Annotated in this window: 15 protein-coding genes and 1 other RNA gene; 10 read left to right on the top strand and 6 right to left on the bottom strand. The window is 39.8% G+C overall.

From position 1 onward, the window contains the following. The first annotated feature begins 1 nt into the window (after position 1). From dnaE to CWB76_RS01360, 4 genes are all read left to right on the top strand, one after another. Entirely contained in the window at positions 2-3493 is a 3492-nt protein-coding gene (gene dnaE / locus CWB76_RS01375; protein WP_138605026.1) for a DNA polymerase III subunit alpha, read from the top strand. Positions 3494-3509: 16 nt separating this feature from the next. Then, positions 3510-4466, top strand: a complete 957-nt coding sequence (gene accA, locus CWB76_RS01370) for an acetyl-CoA carboxylase carboxyl transferase subunit alpha (protein WP_008110950.1) — start codon at positions 3510-3512, stop codon at positions 4464-4466. A gap of 132 nt (positions 4467-4598) precedes the next feature. Beyond that, positions 4599-5909, top strand: coding sequence for a tRNA lysidine(34) synthetase TilS (gene tilS, locus CWB76_RS01365; RefSeq protein ID WP_138605025.1), 1311 nt, complete (start codon positions 4599-4601; stop codon positions 5907-5909). Then, positions 5906-6247: a hypothetical protein gene (locus CWB76_RS01360; protein WP_138605024.1), complete on the top strand. Its 342-nt coding sequence runs from the start codon at positions 5906-5908 to the stop codon at positions 6245-6247. The genes tilS and CWB76_RS01360 overlap by 4 nt, the downstream gene beginning before the upstream one ends. A gap of 57 nt (positions 6248-6304) precedes the next feature. Here CWB76_RS01360 and CWB76_RS01355 read toward each other — a convergent pair whose 3' ends face one another. Further along, positions 6305-7201, bottom strand: a complete 897-nt coding sequence (locus CWB76_RS01355) for a GGDEF domain-containing protein (protein ID WP_138605023.1) — start codon at positions 7199-7201, stop codon at positions 6305-6307. Positions 7202-7327: 126 nt separating this feature from the next. Between CWB76_RS01355 and CWB76_RS01350 the strand changes: the two genes are divergently transcribed. Then, the gene (locus CWB76_RS01350; protein ID WP_138605022.1) at positions 7328-9301 is read left to right on the top strand and encodes a monovalent cation:proton antiporter family protein; all 1974 of its coding nucleotides are present in this window, start codon (positions 7328-7330) and stop codon (positions 9299-9301) included. Positions 9302-9311: 10 nt separating this feature from the next. On the opposite strand, the gene CWB76_RS01345 is transcribed toward CWB76_RS01350, so the two are convergent. Beyond that, positions 9312-10457 carry a patatin-like phospholipase family protein gene (locus CWB76_RS01345; protein ID WP_138605021.1) on the bottom strand — a complete coding sequence of 382 codons (1146 nt, stop codon included), beginning with the start codon at positions 10455-10457 and terminating at the stop codon, positions 9312-9314. A gap of 172 nt (positions 10458-10629) precedes the next feature. Here CWB76_RS01345 and CWB76_RS01340 point away from each other — a divergent pair, with 172 nt between their 5' ends. The 3 genes from CWB76_RS01340 (at position 10630) to CWB76_RS01330 (ending at position 12739) form a co-directional block, all read left to right on the top strand. Continuing rightward, positions 10630-11508: a DUF3014 domain-containing protein gene (locus CWB76_RS01340; RefSeq protein ID WP_138605020.1), complete on the top strand. Its 879-nt coding sequence runs from the start codon at positions 10630-10632 to the stop codon at positions 11506-11508. Between the two features lie 139 nt (positions 11509-11647). Beyond that, an RNA gene (gene ffs / locus CWB76_RS01335) (signal recognition particle sRNA small type) lies at positions 11648-11744 on the top strand. 407 nt (positions 11745-12151) lie between these two features. Continuing rightward, positions 12152-12739, top strand: a complete 588-nt coding sequence (locus tag CWB76_RS01330; RefSeq protein WP_138605019.1) for a hypothetical protein — start codon at positions 12152-12154, stop codon at positions 12737-12739. A gap of 432 nt (positions 12740-13171) precedes the next feature. On the opposite strand, the gene CWB76_RS01325 is transcribed toward CWB76_RS01330, so the two are convergent. After that, the gene (locus CWB76_RS01325; RefSeq protein ID WP_138605018.1) at positions 13172-13471 is read right to left on the bottom strand and encodes a hypothetical protein; all 300 of its coding nucleotides are present in this window, start codon (positions 13469-13471) and stop codon (positions 13172-13174) included. Positions 13472-13524: 53 nt separating this feature from the next. Next, positions 13525-14694, bottom strand: coding sequence for an acyltransferase family protein (locus tag CWB76_RS01320; RefSeq protein WP_138605017.1), 1170 nt, complete (start codon positions 14692-14694; stop codon positions 13525-13527). Between the two features lie 151 nt (positions 14695-14845). Here CWB76_RS01320 and CWB76_RS01315 point away from each other — a divergent pair, with 151 nt between their 5' ends. After that, positions 14846-15991 (top strand): sensor histidine kinase, encoded by a 1146-nt coding sequence (locus tag CWB76_RS01315; RefSeq protein WP_138605016.1) that lies wholly within the window; start codon positions 14846-14848, stop codon positions 15989-15991. Further along, on the top strand, positions 15969-16583 hold the full coding sequence (locus CWB76_RS01310) for a response regulator (protein WP_138605015.1): 615 nt from the start codon (positions 15969-15971) through the stop codon (positions 16581-16583). The genes CWB76_RS01315 and CWB76_RS01310 overlap by 23 nt, the downstream gene beginning before the upstream one ends. A 694-nt stretch (positions 16584-17277) precedes the next feature. Here the strand turns inward: CWB76_RS01310 and CWB76_RS01305 are convergent. After that, positions 17278-17874 (bottom strand): transposase, encoded by a 597-nt coding sequence (locus CWB76_RS01305; protein WP_249363148.1) that lies wholly within the window; start codon positions 17872-17874, stop codon positions 17278-17280. Between the two features lie 29 nt (positions 17875-17903). After that, positions 17904-18131, bottom strand: coding sequence for a hypothetical protein (locus CWB76_RS20235; RefSeq protein ID WP_249363147.1), 228 nt, complete (start codon positions 18129-18131; stop codon positions 17904-17906). Between the last annotated feature and the right edge of the window lie 258 nt (positions 18132-18389).

Here is an 18389-nt window from a genome sequence, read left to right as displayed (position 1 = left end):
TATGCCAACTCCTGATTTTGTTCACTTACGAGTGCACTCAGACTTTTCGATGGTTGATGGTTTGGCAAAAACCAAACCAATAGTCGCTAAAGCACAAGAGCTTGAAATGCCAGCGCTGGCAATTACCGATCAAATGAACTTTTGTGGTTTAGTGCGTTTTTATGGCGCAGCGCATAACGCAGGTATCAAGCCACTTGTTGGTGCTGATTTTTGGGTACGTAGTCCTGAGTTTCCTGATGAGCCAAGCCGAATAACGTTATTAGCTAAAGATAACACTGGCTATAAAAATATTACTTTATTGATTTCTAAAGCTTACCAACGTGGTCATGTGTTTCATCGTCCAGTTATTGACCGTGAATGGTTAGTTGATTTAAAAGAGGGGCTCATCATACTCTCGGGTGCTAAAGATGGCGATTTAGGAAAAGCATTAATAAAAGGCAACCCCGCTATTGTTGAGTCGGTGGTAAGCTTTTATAAGCAGCACTTTAGCGATCATTATTATATTGAGCTTATTCGCACCAACCGTGCTCAAGAAGAAAATTATTTGCATATGGCTGTAGAGCTTGCAACCACAGAGCAACTGCCAGTGGTGGCTACCAATGAAGTGGTATTTTTAAAGCCAGAAAACTTTGAAGCCCATGAAATTCGGGTGGCTATTTTTGATGGTTATACCCTAGATGATAAACGCCGACCAAAGCGTTTTTCACAAGAGCAATACCTAAAAACGCCAGAGCAAATGGCAGAGCTATTTAGTGATATTCCAGAGGCGTTACAAAATACCGTAGAAATCGCAAAGCGCTGTAATGTAACCGTTCAATTAGGTGAGTATTTCCTACCAGATTACCCTACAGGCTCATTAAAAATTGATGAGTTTTTGGTTAAAGTCTCACAAGATGGACTTGAAGAACGACTGCAATTTTTATTTCCTGATGAGCAAGAACGCCAAGAAAAACGCGGCGAATACGATGAGCGTTTAAAGATAGAGCTCGATGTAATTAACCAAATGGGATTTCCTGGTTACTTCTTGATCGTAATGGAATTTATTCAGTGGAGTAAAGATAACAATATTCCAGTAGGTCCAGGGCGTGGTTCAGGTGCGGGCTCCTTAGTAGCTTATGCGCTTAAAATTACCGACCTTGATCCACTAGAGTTCGATTTACTCTTCGAGCGCTTCTTGAATCCAGAACGTGTTTCTATGCCCGACTTTGACGTCGATTTTTGTATGGATAGACGTGATGAAGTAATTGATCACGTATCGGCCTTGTATGGCCGTGATGCGGTATCGCAAATTATTACCTTTGGTACTATGGCGGCCAAAGCGGTTATACGCGATGTAGGCCGGGTACTTGGTCATCCTTATGGATTTGTTGATCGTATTTCTAAGCTTATTCCGGGCGATCCGGGAATGACCTTGGCTAAAGCGTTTGAAGTTGAACCTCGTTTGCAAGAAGCCTACGACGGCGATGAAGAAGTTAAAGACTTAATCGACATGTGTCGTATTCTTGAGGGGTGTACCCGTAATGCCGGTAAACACGCAGGGGGGGTTGTAATATCGCCGACCACGATTACCGATTTTGCTGCGCTCTATTGTGATGATGAAGGCAAGTTTCCGGTTACTCAGTTTGATAAAAACGATGTAGAAACCGCCGGTTTGGTTAAGTTTGACTTTTTAGGCTTACGTACACTGACCATCTTGCAGTGGGCAGTGGATATGACCAATGAACGCTTAAAGCGTGAAGGCAAACAGCCGGTTGATATCAACACCATTCCACTGGATGATAAAAAAAGTATAGAACTACTGCTGCGCGCTGAAACCACCGCCGTATTCCAGCTAGAATCACGCGGCATGAAAGACCTAGTTCGCCGATTAAAGCCCGATTGCTTCGAAGATATGATAGCCCTTGTTGCTTTGTTCCGTCCAGGTCCACTGCAATCAGGCATGGTAGATAACTTCATCGACCGAAAGCTCGGCAGAGAAGAGATTTCATACCCCGATGCGCAATATCAACACGAAAGTTTAAAGCCGATTCTTGAGCCGACTTACGGCATTATTTTGTATCAAGAACAAGTTATGCAAATAGCGCAGGTGCTGGCCGGTTATACACTAGGCGGCGCCGATATGTTACGTCGTGCCATGGGTAAGAAAAAGCCCGAAGAAATGGCAAAACAGCGCTCAACCTTTGAAGAGGGCGCGCGTAATAATGGCATTGATGGCGAGCTTGCGATAAAAATATTCGACTTGGTTGAAAAGTTCGCGGGTTATGGTTTTAACAAATCTCACTCAGCAGCTTATGCATTGGTATCGTATCAAACGCTGTGGATGAAAACCCATTATCCGGCCGAGTTTATGGCTGCGGTAATGTCGGCCGATATGGATAACACCGACAAAATAGTAACGCTGGTGGATGAGTGTGAAAACATGAAACTCACTTTGTTACCGCCCGATGTAAACGCTGGTGAATACAAGTTTACTGTTAATCTTCAAGGTGAAGTTGTTTACGGTATAGGAGCAATTAAAGGCGTGGGTGAAGCCCCCGTTGATGCCATATTGGAAGCGCGAGCGAAAGGTGGCCCATTTAAGGATTTATTTGATTTTTGTGCGCGTGTTGATTTAAAACGCTTGAATAAACGTGTCACCGAAAAATTAATTTATGCAGGTGCATTGGATCAGCTAGGACCAGAAAAAAACCAACCAGGGCGAGCAACGCTGTTGGCAAGTTTAAAAGATGCAATGCGCGCAGCCGATCAACACAACAAAGCTGAGCTGTTAGGGCAAAGTGATTTGTTTGGGTTACTGGCCACAGAGCCTGACGAAGTAGAGCAAGCGTTTATTAAAGCCACACTACTTACAGATAATCAGTGGCTTGATGGCGAAAAAGATACCTTAGGCCTTTATTTAACTGGCCATCCTATAAACCAGTATCGACGAGAGCTTGGCCATTATACTAGTGGCCGACTCATTGATTTGCAGCCCACTAACCGTGATGTAGTCTCAACTGGGGCGGGCTTGGTGATTGCCGCGAGAACCTTAATTAATAAAAAAGGAAACCGCTGGGGCTTGATAACTTTAGATGACAAAAGCGCCCGAATTGATGTACGCTTGTTTCCAGAACAGTTTGAAATGTACCAAGATATGTTGCAAATCAATAATATTTTGGTGATATCCGGACAGGTCAGCTTTGATAACTTCTCTGGTGGTATTACAATGACCGCCAGAGAAATAAACACCATTGCTCAGGCGCGTGAAAAGCGTATAAAAGCGATTAAGATGACGCTGAATATGGTGCAGATCGAGGCTGGTTTCTTCGATAAATTACAAAAAGTACTCGAACCATACAAAATGGGAACGTGTCCGATCAAGGTATATTATCAACGCCCCGATGCGTTGGTGCAATTAACCCTAGGGATCGAATGGTGTGTTACGCCAAGTGACGACTTAATTCATAAGTTATCGCTGATGGCAGCGCAAAATGTAGAACTAGAATTTAACTAATTAGGTAGTTTAGAGCATGAGCCTCAATTATCTTGATTTTGAGCTTCCAATCGCAGAATTAGAAGCAAAAATTGAAGAATTACAAAATGTAAGCCGCGCTGGCGAATTAGACCTTGGATTAGAAGAGGAAGTCAGCAAACTTAAAGAAAAGAGCGCACAAATGAAGGAGAAAATTTTCTCTGAACTTGGTGCTTGGCAAGTATCACAGCTAGCACGTCATCCGCTGCGTCCTTATACTCGAGATTATATCGAGCGTATTTTTACGGAATTTGACGAGTTTGCGGGTGATCGTACGTTTGCTAACGACCCTGCAATTTTAGGCGGCGTTGCTCGTTTAGATGGTGAACCTGTTATGGTGATCGGTCAGCAAAAGGGCCGTGGTACAGCTGAAAAAATTAAACGTAATTTTGGCATGCCAAAACCAGAAGGTTACCGTAAAGCATTGCGCTTAATGGAAATGGCTGAGCGTTTTAAAATGCCAATCATGACATTTATCGACACCCCAGGTGCATACCCAGGTGTTGGCGCAGAAGAGCGTGGTCAGTCTGAAGCAATTGCACGTAACCTAAAAGTAATGGCCGCACTAAAAGTACCTACAATTTGTACTGTTATTGGTGAAGGTGGTTCAGGTGGTGCATTAGCGATTGGTGTAGGCGACAGAGTAAACATGCTGCAATACAGCACTTACTCAGTTATTTCACCAGAAGGTTGTGCCTCTATTTTATGGAAAAGTGCTGATAAAGCTCCACTTGCAGCAGAAGCAATGGGTGTAACAGCCGAGCGTGTTAAAGAGCTAGATTTAATCAACAACCTAGTTGATGAGCCGCTAGGCGGCGCACACCGTAATTATGATGCCATGGCACGTAATTTAAAAGTTCGCCTTAAGCGCGATTTAGCAGACTTACAAGCGTTATCGCTTGAAGAGATGCTTGATCAACGTTACAAGCGTTTAATGTCGTTTGGTTATTGCTAAACATAGCTAAACATAGCTAAATGTAGCTAAATATAGAAAAAAGCCGCCTATGCGGCTTTTTTTGTTTTAATATACCGTAACGTAGAGCCTTTTTTATTCGGGTTATTAGCAATTCACTCATTGGTTATAATAATGCACACATCACAAATTTATCTGCAGGTACAAAAAGCCCTTAATCATTATATAGAAAACGGGCAATTCACATTTACTGTGGCCTTATCTGGTGGCGTAGATTCGGTGGTGTTGTTGCAGATAATGCATGGGTTAAAAGAGCAGTGGCCACAATTAAATTTAAGTGCAATTTATGTAAATCATGGCTTAAGTGATAACGCCCATCACTGGCAGCAATTTTGCCAAGCACGTTGTGAGCAACTTTCAATTTATTTTAAAGCGGCACACGTCATAATTAGGCAGCAATCGCGCACCAGTATTGAAGCGCAGGCTCGCGAAGCTCGTTATCAAGCGCTTGACGAATACAGCCCAAGTGATAGTGTCATTTTGTTAGGCCAGCATTTAAACGACCAAGTAGAGACATTTTTACTTCGTTTAAAGCGCGGTTCAGGCTTAAAAGGGCTCGGCGCTATGCAGAAAACTCGCATACTTAAAAGTGGCCGTGAGTGCTATAGGCCATTATTGGCGGTAAAACGCAGCGAGATAGAAGCGTTTGCCCAGCAATTTAATATTAGCCATATTACCGATGAATCCAACGCTAATGAGCACTTTGACCGTAATTTTTTGCGCCAACAAATAGTGCCTAAGTTGGCAGAGCGTTTTACTGGTTTTGAGCAGTGTACAGCACGAAGTATTGAATTATTACAGCAGCAGCAAGCACTACTGGATGAGTATACCCAGCAAGATCTCGCTCAGTGCATTAATCAACATCAGGCGCTTAATATACAAAATATGGCTCATTACAGCGCTATTCGCATTGCTAATGTATTACGCGCGTGGCTGGCATTATTTAGCCACACTATGCCCTCACAAAAGCAATTAACACAAATAATGAGCCAAGCCCTTCATGCACAAGCTGATGCACAAATAAAAATTGAGCTAAGTGATGGGCAAATACGTCGCCATCAAGGTTTACTTTATTTTGTGCAACCAAAGCCATTAGCCGTTAATATTGAGCAGGTAATAAGTAATGAGCTGGTTTTGAGTGACGGAAAAAAATTATCATGTCAGCAAGGAGTGGGTATACGAGCCCCTAAAACGGATGAACAAGTTAGTGTGCGCTTTAACTGCAATAGTGCGCGTATTAAACCACTCAAAAAACCAGGTAGTAATACGCTTAAACATTGGTTTAAAGATGCAAAAGTAGCGCCTTGGCTACGTGCTGATATTCCATTAATTTTTTACAACGATGAGCTAGTGCAAGTGGTTGGTTATTTTGTTAGTGATAACCATAAAGATGAACATGGTGTAATTTGGGAGTATAAATTATGAGTCAACAAGCTCATGTTGGGCTGTCGCTTATCAATAAGGCACCCATTGGCATATTAATTACGCTATTGATTGCGGTTTTAGCGAATGTATTTTTAACCCTTAGTATTACTACCCTCGGCTACGCTGTATTGGGTGGCATGGTATGTGCCGCCATTTTACTTGCCTACTGGTTGGGTAAAGGGGGCGTGTTTTTCATTTTAGGAGTGAGTACGCCTTTACTGTTGGTGCTTTTTACACCGCTTGCAACAATTGCCGCACTACTTAATTTACTCAGTGGCTTCTTTTTTGGCTTTTGCGTCATGTTGCTAATTTACAAATACTTTATATTAAAAAAGTAGCGTAAAAAAGCCCAGCGGGGGAGGCTGGGCTTTTCTAATATTTTATTCTTTTATTGCTTAGTAAGCTTTTGCGCAATTTCGCCCAGATGCCTTTGCTTTATATAAGCCCTTATCCGCACGAGAAAATATCTCATTTTGGCAATCATCACTGTTAGTTAGGGTAAAACCAATACTGGTTGTTACATTGTACTTAGACATAATCGGTGAGTTTCTTACTAAACGAATAATACGTTCAGCAATCACTTTATTAGTGGTGAAAGCGGGATCCTCAATTAGTATTGAAAACTCATCGCCGCCAAAACGAAATACCGAATCTGTGCCTCGAATACTGCTAGATAAAACTGAAGCAAATTCTATTAAAACGTCATCGCCAATTTTATGACCATAGTTGTCATTCACTTGTTTAAAGTTATCTAAATCAAGCAGCATTAAACTAAATGGATGGCCGTTACGTCTATGATTTTCAAGCTTTTGTTGTAACATGTCATTAAATTGACTACGGTTGTTTAACCCCGTTAAAGAGTCTTTAGTTGCTAGCTTTAATACACGGCTGTACATTATGGCATTTCGCAGTGGATATATTAATACGCTGTGAAAGTGCTGCAGCTTTTTTTCAATAGCCGCACTAAGCGGATATTTGGTGTAATAAGTGAGTGTGCCTAAATGCTCATTTTCCACTTTTAGATCAAATGAGTAGGCTGGGTTTTCAACATCACTATTAGGTGTTTTTACATCAATATGAGCTGATTGAAAGTGCACCCCAGAAAAATTAAGCAGTTGTTTTGCAAAGCTTGCAAATGTACCTAAAATATCTTCCAGCACTAGGCTAGTTTGCAGTTTGGCCGCCAGCTCATGTAGTGCTGTTGGTGTATTGCTATTGTATTGCTCCGCTGAGAACGGCAAAAATTCACCGCGTCCAGAGATACGTTGTGTCAAAATATGAACGTTTTCCACTATTTATTCCCCCTATAGTATTACTTTTTATAAATAAGCAGATTGCGTGCCATATTTTTATTCTGGCTGAAAGTTATGCGGTTGCTATAGTTAAGTCACACTCCATAGATTGTTTTAAGGTTTGCGTTGCAAAGTATTAATGCTCAGATTTTTGGACTTTTAGTCGCTGCGGTTTTATTTGTATGGCTATTTAAGCGCATAGGGCTTCCCCCTGTGTTGGCATACTTGGCTGTGGGTTTATTCGCGGGTGGTCATGGTGTCGGCTGGATGACACAAAGCCATGAAATAGACTTTATTGCAGAGCTAGGTATTGTATTTTTGCTATTTAGCTTAGGTTTGGAGTTTTCAGTATCGCGCCTAATGGCAATGCGTAACATTGTATTTGGTTTAGGGTCGTTGCAAGTATTTGTTAGTAGTATTCTGCTGATTGTGATTCTGTACTTATTAAATTTTAACTTATTAACCAGTTTTACCATGGGCATTATTATTATGCTTTCCTCTACTGCGGTAGTTGCTAAATTATTAAAAGAGAGCGGCGATTTAAATAAACGCCGAGGGCAATTGGCAATTGGCGTTTTATTATTTCAAGATATTGCCGTTGTGCCATTACTGATTATTTTGCCTTTGCTTGCCAGCAATGACTCAAATGGTATTGGTTGGGCTTTGTTATTCGCACTTTCTAAAGGGGCGTTTGTATGCCTTTTGTTATGGGCTATTGGAAAATGGGTTTTACCTAGAGTATTTAATGAAGTGGCATTAGCAAAAAGTGATGAACTATTTGTGTTAACAACTCTATTAGTTGCTTTGTTTGCGGGTTTACTTACTTATTCATTTGGCTTATCAATGGCATTAGGGGCATTTTTAGCGGGTATGATGCTTGGTGAAAGCCATTATCGTCATCAGCTAGAAGCGGATATTCGCCCTTTTCGTGATATTTTAATGGGGCTATTTTTTGTCACCGTAGGTATGCAATTAGACATAAGTTTTGTTGTTAATCATGCAGGGATTATTGTTGTTGCCTTACTAGGAATTCTAATTTTAAAAATCGCCGTAGTAACCGTGTCGTCTTTACTTATGGGAGAGCGAAAACAGGATGCATTAGCCTGCGCTATTATGTTATGGCAAATGGGAGAGTTTGGTTTTGTGTTAATCGCACTCGCAGCACAGCATGACTTACTGAGTGTGGAGCAAGTCTCATTTTTAATTGCCATGGGCGTAATTTCTATGGCACTCACCCCGTATTTAATCGATAAAACTCCCTTTATTTTAAAGCGACTGGGTATGTTAGAGCGCGCTAAGTTTGCCTATGAAGACGAGCCACAAAGCAGTACGCTTTATAATAATCATGTCGTTATATGTGGATTTTCTCGGGTAGGGCAAACTATTGCCCGCTTTTTATCGCCAGAGGCTATTGATTATGTGGCCATTGAAAGCGATCCCATACTAGTGCAAGAAGGAAAAGCGGCGGGTGAACCGTTATTGTTTGGTCACGTTGAGCAAAAAGATATTTTAAAGTGTGCAGGGGTAGAGCGAGCACGCTTAGTGATTATTACCTTTACGGAATTTCAACAAACTCAAATAGTGATTGATGCCATAAAGCAGGTTGCTCCTAGGGTAAAAATACTCATAAGAACCCGTGATGACAGTCAACTAGAGCGTTTAAAAGATTTAGGCGTCACTGAGGTTGTTCCTGAGGCATTAGAGGCAAGCTTAATGCTGGTCTCACATGTGTTGTCTATGTCGGGTGTACCAATGAGCCGAATAGTCCGTCGCGTTAGTAGTGAGAGGCGTAACCGCTATAAGCTATTGCAAAGCTTTTTTGCAGGCGAAAACATCGAAAGCGATACCAATTTGCCCGAACGCTTAGAGTACTTACATGTCATTGCCTTGCCGGATAAAGCATTTGCGGTAAACAAGGCTATTAGTGAGCTTAATTTAGCTAAAAGAAAGGTGCTAATTAAGGCGCTTCGACGTGAAGGCGAGGAGATAGAGATGCCACAGGAGCATACCATATTATACGCAAATGATATTTTAGTATTGCAAGGTAAACCTAGGCGAGTAGAGCATGTTGAGCATTACTTACTTGATGGCATTGAGTAAGAGTGGCTTCTTAGTCTAGCTCTAAAAACTTTCTCATCTCGGGCAGTTGCTTCATACCATCTTCGTATCCAATTTGAATTAAGTGCTGGGTGTAGCGTTTTTCAAATAATAAATAACTGGTTAAACTCGACTGAGAGCGTTTTTTTACACCTATCATACGCAGTAACACTTTAATTGCCCAAGGCATATCGTCATAGTATTGCGCTGCAATTGCATTAAAGTTTTGCGAGGGGTTAATGATAAAGCTGTCTATTTGTTTTAACTCTTGATGCTTTTGCTTATTTGGTAATAACCCCAGTGTACGGTTTACTCTATCTAAGCGTTCTAAATCAGACTGCATGGTGTCGGTAAATACACTGTCGAGTAAGTGACCTGCTACCGCAGAAAGCCCTGGAAAATGCGCAGAGTAACCTGGAGGATGAGGTTCCTTGGGTTGCTCAACACCAATAATAAATATTTTGTTTGCCCCTAAGTGAATAGACGGGCTTAAAGGTGAAAGTTGATGTATTGAACCATCACCAAAATAGTGGTTATAAATATTTACACTAGGGAACACCATAGGAATAGCACTAGAGGCCATTAAATGCTCAACATTGATACGCGTAGCGCGACCCTCGCGCTTTGCTCGTTGCCAAGAATGCTGTGTATTTGACTGAAAAAAAGCAACAGAATCACCAGTAGTATAACTAGATGCTGTAATCGACAGCGCCTCTAAATAGTCACGATGTAAGTTACGTTCAATTCGATGTAAATCAAGAATATCGTTTAATAGTTTTCTAAGTGGCCGATTATTTAACAAACTCGCTGGTGGATGGTTTATATGCTCAGACTGAAAACTAGTTAAAATATTACGAGTAATATGGCCAAATACACTCAGAAAGTCACTTTTGTATACCATAGAGGTGGAAAAGTTTTTCCATACTGTTTCTAGCTTTCTAACGGCTAAATGCATACATGAAGCGTAACACGCTAACGCCGCAGAATTAATTGCGCCAGCAGAGGTTCCATTTATCACTCTAAAGGGCAGTGGGGCAGTTCTGGGCATACTTTGCGCTAATGCTTTTAACACGCCCACTTGGTAAGCCGCTCGGGCACCACCACCGGTAAGTAATAAAGCCACTTTTGGTTTACTAGGATCGACTTGCTTAATTTTCATGTTACGTATTTAAACTGTTCACTGTCTTTACTTTATTTATTCACTGTAAGTCTTTAAGCTAGAAGAATCAAAGGATACATTAGCTACATTAATAAATATTAGTGTAAGTTATGAATTAAACCTGTTTAGAGTACTCTAAACAGTATCGCATTTTTATATTTATGGAGTTCGTATGTCAGATAAACCATCAGGATCAGACGTTCAAAAACGTCCGCCGAATAACAACCTTATCTTTGCTGGGGTTATTTTATTAATCATCATTATTGCCGCTGCGTTTGCTTTATTAAAACCAAGTGAAGCTCCAAAAACAGTTATGCAGGTTGCAGAACCAGTAAAAGAACAACCTATTATGGAGCTAAAACCTGAGAACGACCCTGTGGTAGGTGCGCCCTCTGTTAAGCCTGAAAAACCTGCCGAATTAGCCGTTCCAGCTCAGCGCCCAGAAGTTGAGCCTGAAGCTGAAGTTGTGCCTTTACCAGCGTTAAACGACAGCGACCCTGTAGTCATCGCAAAATTAGATGAATATTTGGGGGATGTAGCGATGAGCTTAGTGTTAAATGATGATGTTATTCGTCGTGGCGTGGTATTTATTGATAATTTAGCAAAAGGCAAAGTGGCTACCAAGCATACCCCAGTTGCAAAATTAGAAGAGGGTTTTAGCGTAAACGAAGGGGATATTTTAACAATTGACCCTAATAGCTATGAACGCTATACCCCGTATGTAAAAATACTCACAAGTATGAGTGCAGCTCAAACTGTGCGTTTATACGAAGAGTATAAACCGCTGATCAACAGCGCATACACTGAGATTGGTTATGGTGATGATGAGTTTACTCAAACACTTGAAGATGCCATTGACCTGTTACTTGATACTCCTGAGCCAAAAGGTAGCTTACCATTATTGCGTGATTCAGTGACCTATCAGTATGCGTTTTCAGAATGGGAGCAATTACCCGCTGCGCAAAAGCAACTTTTACGCATGGGCCCAGAGAACATGAAAAAAGTAAAAGCGGCACTACGTAACATAAAAGCTGAGTTAGAGAGCAATTAATAATCGCTTTAACACCCAAATAGACTGCGATTGTATATGAAGTATGCAATCGCACTTTCTTTTTTGATTACCCCTTGAATAACAGAGCAAAAGTAGAGATAATCTCAATCGCGCCAACCAAGGCCCTCAATGGTAGTCTTATTGGTCCTCTCGCAACACTAGCAGGCGAACCTGGTCAGGCCCGGAAGGGAGCAGCCACAGTTTGTGACGTGTGTGCCGAGATGTGGCTGGTAAGACTGCCACCCAAATTCCTCATTTGGGTGCTTATAATTCTTCAAATATTAATCCATGTATTTTAAGTCAGTTTTACTTAAATTTTGTATCAGAATAACTCTTTTCAATTAATGTTTTTATAAAGTAAAGCCAACCGACGGCGTTTTATTTCTTATACAGATATTATAAGTATAAATTTCATAGAAATTAATGTTAATAATTATGTTTTTTGCTACAAATCAAACATTTCAAGGCACGGTTTCCTCATTAAATACCTTTTAAAAATTGCTTAATAGAATGGCGCTTACTAATTAAAGAAACAAAATCTATAAGCTCGATTTCATAAATACAATACGTGGCGTGAAATAAAAAATCATAAGATGCCAGCCAGTGTTATGCTGCTAGAAAATGCTAATTAGGATGGTAAATCATGAAGTTGTTTTCGTTAAAGCCCGTTACTAATTCTTACGACATGGTTGAGTGGGACATGCTTTCATTCGCGGAAAAAATACAACCAATGTTGCCATCTAATCAAGATGCTTGCATGTTTCTACTTGATATCCATATGAATAACGACTCTTTATTAGCGTATTGGTCTGAAGGTTATGAGTTGCCTTTTTTACCTGGTTATCTAAAAGATAACTACGATATAAGTATCATGGATGGGTTTATCGCTCTTCGGATGAATGCTTATGAAGCTTTAAAAGATTTATTAGCGCCTTTAGGTGAGTTTATTGAAACAAAAGCTGATGGTGAACCTACTGTAATCTATAACTTGCGTACATTTGGACTAGAAGATGAAGCAAAATGTGAACGCGAATATTTAGATGGTTATCCTTTAGATTATATCAAGATTGCTTTCATAAATGATGATGTAAAAAATAAGCCTGTTTTTAAGAGTAAATTTACGGGTGGTTCTCGTTTGTATTGTACAGATAAGTTTAAATCTGCTGTAGAAGATAATGGATTAACGGGTGTTTATATTGACGAAGATCTCGATAATATTTTTTCTAATTAAGTTAATTTAGATAAAGAAAACATTATTTAGGCCGCGTTATATAAAACGAAAATCAAAACTACCTTTAAAAACCAACTATTATATTTTAGTAATTTCAATACCCACATGGATGTGGGTCTTTTAATGCCTGAAAAAAACTGGGTGCTATATGCCAATAAACTTTAACAACTTTTCTGGTGGTTGTTTTTTACCAATTTCTCTTACATAAAAATTTAATAACATATTTGTAGTAGCCCACATCTCAGTTTGAAAAGAGGATTTTGATTTTATCTAACAGTCCCTAGTGAGCGAGAAGCAGTCAATCAAAAGCGTTTTTACCAAATCCATATGCTTACTATATACACAATAAAATAGTGATATATTTTATCGTGCATTATTAGGTACATTAAAACAATAGTTATTTTTGTGGACTACCAGCGTTTGTGCTTTAAACTATTGGTTAATTAATTTAATCCATTCAATTGGATTCGAGACAATGAATTGATATTTATTACCATCTTTTAATACGATTTCAATTGCATCATGTGTATAAGGCAAAATACCCGAAACTTTACCAGAGCACTTACTCACTTTTACAATTTCACACCGTGCAAACATATAAGGCCCTAACCCAAATTGTGCATTCAACGGCGCAAAATGAATATCGGTGTTGGTTAGCCAAAATTTTCCGTCGGCTTTAATCGCCCCTTGTTGAATCGTGGCGATGGTCGATTTGATTGTTATTGCATGCATAATAGTATTCCTTTATGTAGTGCTGCTTTTAAGTCATTACCAAGTGACAACATTTAAGCTGACTGTATTATCTTTCTCTTGGTTTGCCTACCGTTAAGTAGTGCGCCCAACCACGTATTTTTAACTAATAATAAATAACTTACTTGACCTATAAATAATGTAACCACCACGCTTACTATAAACTTTACTAAAACTGGCCAATTAGTATTAATCAATGGCATCTGAATATAAATCAGCACTGGCACATGTATTAAATAAATCCAATATGATGCATTTGAGATGCTGCGACTGAGCTTACTTTGGTGATTTAAAAAACGATGCCCAAGTAAAAACGTTATGGCGGTTAACAAAATAACACTCAGTCCTTGTGATAAAACATGTAATACATGTAGCTCTCCCGCTGCGGCAAAATACCCCGAAGTTGCGGCGGCAATCACTTCATCTAAGCTTGGCGCGGCTGGTAATAAAGAAAAATAACCAGTCAGCGATATTGCAATACCCAAAATAAGAGGCCATAAGTACTTATGATATGACCAAATGAGCTGCTGTTTTTTATAAAGCCCCACTCCTAACCAATAAAAACTGCCGTAAAAACCATACGACCATAACTGTGGCGTGAGTTTATCAGGAGCAGGAAATGGAATAGATTGCCCCATTAATGAAAACGTTAACACGATGGGAAGTACAACCCACATAAATAATGGGTGAACGCTAAGCGCATCGAATTTATTGCCTAATAAGTTAGTTGTTTTCAACAACCAGTGAATTAAGCAAAACTGGAATAAGTTCCACAAAAACCATAAGTGCATAGTGCTAACAACAGGCTCTTTAATAACTTTAAACGCAGCAAAAATCGGCGGTATTGGATTAGCTATACCGGCTCCAAAACTCAATGCATGGTAGTAAACGGCAAAGCTTAAAGGTAAAAATACAATAAAAGGCAGTAGAATATGTTTACTGCGATGATGTAAAAAGCGCGCGTTGCTCGATTTATCTATTAAAAGTGCACTGCAAAACCCTGCAATAATAAAAAATAACGGCATCCGAAATAAGTGCAGCGTATGCGTAATATAATCAAATAGACCATGTGTGCTTGAGTCTGCCGTAAACCAAATATTGCCAAAGAACGGACTGTAGGCTAAAGCGGCATGAAATACGATGCCGAGCAATAGCGCGAGGCTGCGTAAATTATCAATGTAATGTAATCGACTGTCTTTATTCATTAATGTGCCCAACTATTTTTTTATTAATAAAGCATAAATGAATGAGGTTTCATGGCACTAGTCACAAAGCTCATAGCCCGAGCTATGACAGATGTCACTGTTTTTACAACGCGAGTTCTGCAATAATTGCTAAAAAAATATGGCCACAGTAATGGAATCAACTATACGACATACAACCGATTGGCATTTCTCAACATTGGCATCGTGGCTTGGAGTGACATCGGCGTGTGCCTATTATGCCAACTCAGAATTAGCGCTATATTTGCAAATCATAGTAAGTGGTTCCATTTTAGCTATTTTGCTGTATGTGTTAAAACAGCCTAACAAATTTGTTCACGGCGTAGCACTTGGCTATTTCCTGCTTATTTTGGCAATGATACAACTGAGTTCAACATCCTTAGTTTTTATCCACCTAGTGATGTTTACCGCGGTTTTTAGTCCTCATTTTTCGCTTCCTAAAATACTGGCTTGCGTTGTGGCCGCCATGCTGGTGTATGGTTTAACGCATTATGCGCGTTGGGAAAATGGCATTCCTTGGATCACGTTTACAATTTGGTTTTTCTTTTGCTTGATGAATTGGTTTGTTAGCCGGCGTATTGTCGAAAGTTTAAATACACATTACCAATCCCGCCAAAACTACAAAGAGTTAAAAGCCACCCAACACATGATGGGGGCGATGCATGCAGCGCAAGAGCGACAAAATATATCACGCGAGCTCCATGACTCACTCGGCCATAAGCTTACCGCGCTCAGCATTAATTTAGATTTTGCTAAAAGAGCAGCAAATGAAGCCACCGTTGAAACCCTCTCTCTTTGCCACCAACTTAGCCAAGAAGTATTGGCTGAGGTGCGCGAAATCGTTTCCACTCAACGCAATGACAAAACGATTCTTAAGCAAGCTCTTGAGGCCATTTGCGAACTGACACCTAATTTACACTGTGATCTCCAACTAAGTAAGGAGACAGAGCAGCTTCCTCAAGACGATACCCTGTGTGTATTGCGGTTTACCCAAGAGATGATCAGCAACACCCTTAAACATACCCAAGCAAACCATTTTACTTTGCATGTAAATGTCACCCACGTTGGCCAACAGCCGCTATTAATTGCAAAGGCGTATCATAATCAGCCAGAGACCCATTTACCAAAACAAGGGAATGGACTAGCAGGATTAAATGAGCGAATGGCACAATTTGGCGGTGAATTTTCACAACACCTTGAGCAAGAAACACTGATCAATACCATGACACTGCCACTCAATTTAGAAGAAAAAAGCCATGATAAAGTGCCTACTAGTTGAAGATCAGACCTTAGTTCGTTTAGGCCTCGCTAATTTACTTAACCTCGATAGCGCCATTAATATAGAAGCCCAAGCTGAAGATGGCTTACAAGCGCTTGCACTATTAGCTGAGCATAGTTTTGACATTGCTTTACTCGATATGAGAATGCCGAATTTAGATGGGCTCGGCGTGCTGCAAAAAATGCGTGAAAAGGGTGATAAAACCCCTGTGCTGATCATTACCACATTTGAAGATTGTGATGTATTAGTCAAAGCCCTTAATCTAGGTGCTCGTGGGTATGTGCTTAAAAACATTGAGCTTGAAGAACTTATTAGCGCTATCAAGCAGGTCGTTGCAGGTGAGCGAGTATTGCAAAGTGCGGTGACTGATTTTTTACTCAAAAAGCAGCTAAGCCCTCAGCTCTGCTTAACAGGCAAAGAACAAACCGTATTGCAGTGTTTGTCTTTAGGCATGTCGAACAAAGTGATTGCCAAAAAATTAGATAACTCTGAGGGGACTATTCGTAATCATGTGTCACAAATCCTTGCTAAGTTAGAGGTAGAAGACCGCACTCAGGCCGTTATAAAAGCCATTAATCAAAACCTAATTTAACACGCGAACAGCATCAAATTCGCACGGAAACACCCCAAACTAACCAAGGTATACCACCAATAAAAAAGAAAGGAATAGCTAAAAACAATTGTTGGAGCATCCACGTTTTTTAGATGAATTGATAAAACTTTTTTAAAGATACTGATTTTTTCTATCTTAAATTCAGGTGAAGAATTTAGTTCAAGGTCACAATTTAGTTGCCACCAACCATCCTTTAATATTTTTGAAGTGAATGGGGTCACCCATTAGAAAGTTCCGGTCAAGCAGGCAGCTGTGTTTCCTTGATCTTTTATTCAAAAACTAAGTGTTTTTTATTGTTTAAACTCAATTTAAATATGACTACGCACCTAGTAATAACGTCGATTGGTGTGAATATGCACTATGGCTTAGGTAAAAAACGCGATATGAATTTAGGCAGTTTAATTAAGCATTATTGATGATTAATTAATGCCCTTGGCTTTCGCCTCAGTCATCGTTTAGTACCAATGTCAGTCCAGTTTCTGGCTGTGTTTACACACTGCGCTGTAACAATTCTGTGGTTTATGCTTGAACATAACCAGCCCTTGGTGGCTCAAACATTGGGCATATCCAGTATTTAAAATATGAGCGGTTAACGTGCAGGCTCAATCAAATCTAGTGGTTTTACCAACCCCATTACTAGCTCAACACATTAACCTAATTTGTTTTTTCGTCGCTAAGAAAAAGCCTTGTGTTCATCAAATGGAACATTATCTTTAAGCCTGTGATAACAGGCTCTTGCGAGCTTATGCGCAACCGTTTTAATTGCGATAACTTGGTTCGTTTTAGCCAGTTTTCGTTGATAATATTTTTTGATTGTCGGGTTGTACCGAATGGCAAAATTAGCGGCCTCAGTAAAAGCCCACGCTAAATAACGATTACCATTCTTCTGATTCGTAGCGCCTTTTTTCTTTCCATTACTGTACCTTGCTCCTTTAACACAGCGACAATACGATGAGAAATTCCCTGGGCTATTAAAACGTTTAATAGTGCCTGTCTCTAACATAATGGTCAGTGCTAAGGTATTCCCAATTCCATCAATACTGGTTAGGTTCATAAACTCAGGGGAGAGTGATGTTTGTTTTAAAATAGCGCCTTCTATCACATTAATTTGCTGTTGGGCACAGCGTATTAATGAGAGGTTAGAAATGACTGACAGTGCTGTATTCATTGAGCTAAAGTCTGCATGTACCTGCTCAGTATCAACGCCTTTTCTGATAGCGGCCATTTGTTTTATTTTGTTGCTACTGAGCTTATATCCAAGATGTCGCATGTAACAACTTTGTACTGATTAATAAGTTTTTAGTGGACTTTAAACTCTGTATCCATTAAAGCGTCGACTAACCAGTACCAATTAAATGTTGATTCGACAACAAGCTCTTTTAAGTTGTCTTTATAAGGACTTAGAAAAGATAAAATGACAGACATGTCATTATTTAAACGCTTAACGGTAAGTGTTTCACCTTGTTCATTAATGATAGCAACAACAAAATTTTTTGAATACAAGTCAATTCCACCATATAGTTTCATACCAAGCTCCTCGAAATACAGTTTATGTTTTGGTCAACACAACTGCATCGAAAAACTCGAGAAGCTTTCTATATGATTATCAAATCTTGATTTTGGACATTAAAGATTTTCAAGGTCTGCTCAAGGCACAGAGCAGTCAACTAAACTGGGCTGTATTATTAAATGGTTAGCTACATAAAGCCTGTATTTAGTAACTTTATGCCATTATAAGCTTCAATCTTATGCCAACTTACACTTCAAACAACATTGGGTGTATTA

It is taken from the genome of Pseudoalteromonas sp. S1609, assembly GCF_005887255.1.
Taxonomy (GTDB): Bacteria; Pseudomonadota; Gammaproteobacteria; order Enterobacterales; family Alteromonadaceae; genus Pseudoalteromonas.
The sequence above is the reverse complement of the archived record's forward strand: the minus strand, read 5'-3'. Positions and strand labels throughout refer to the sequence as shown.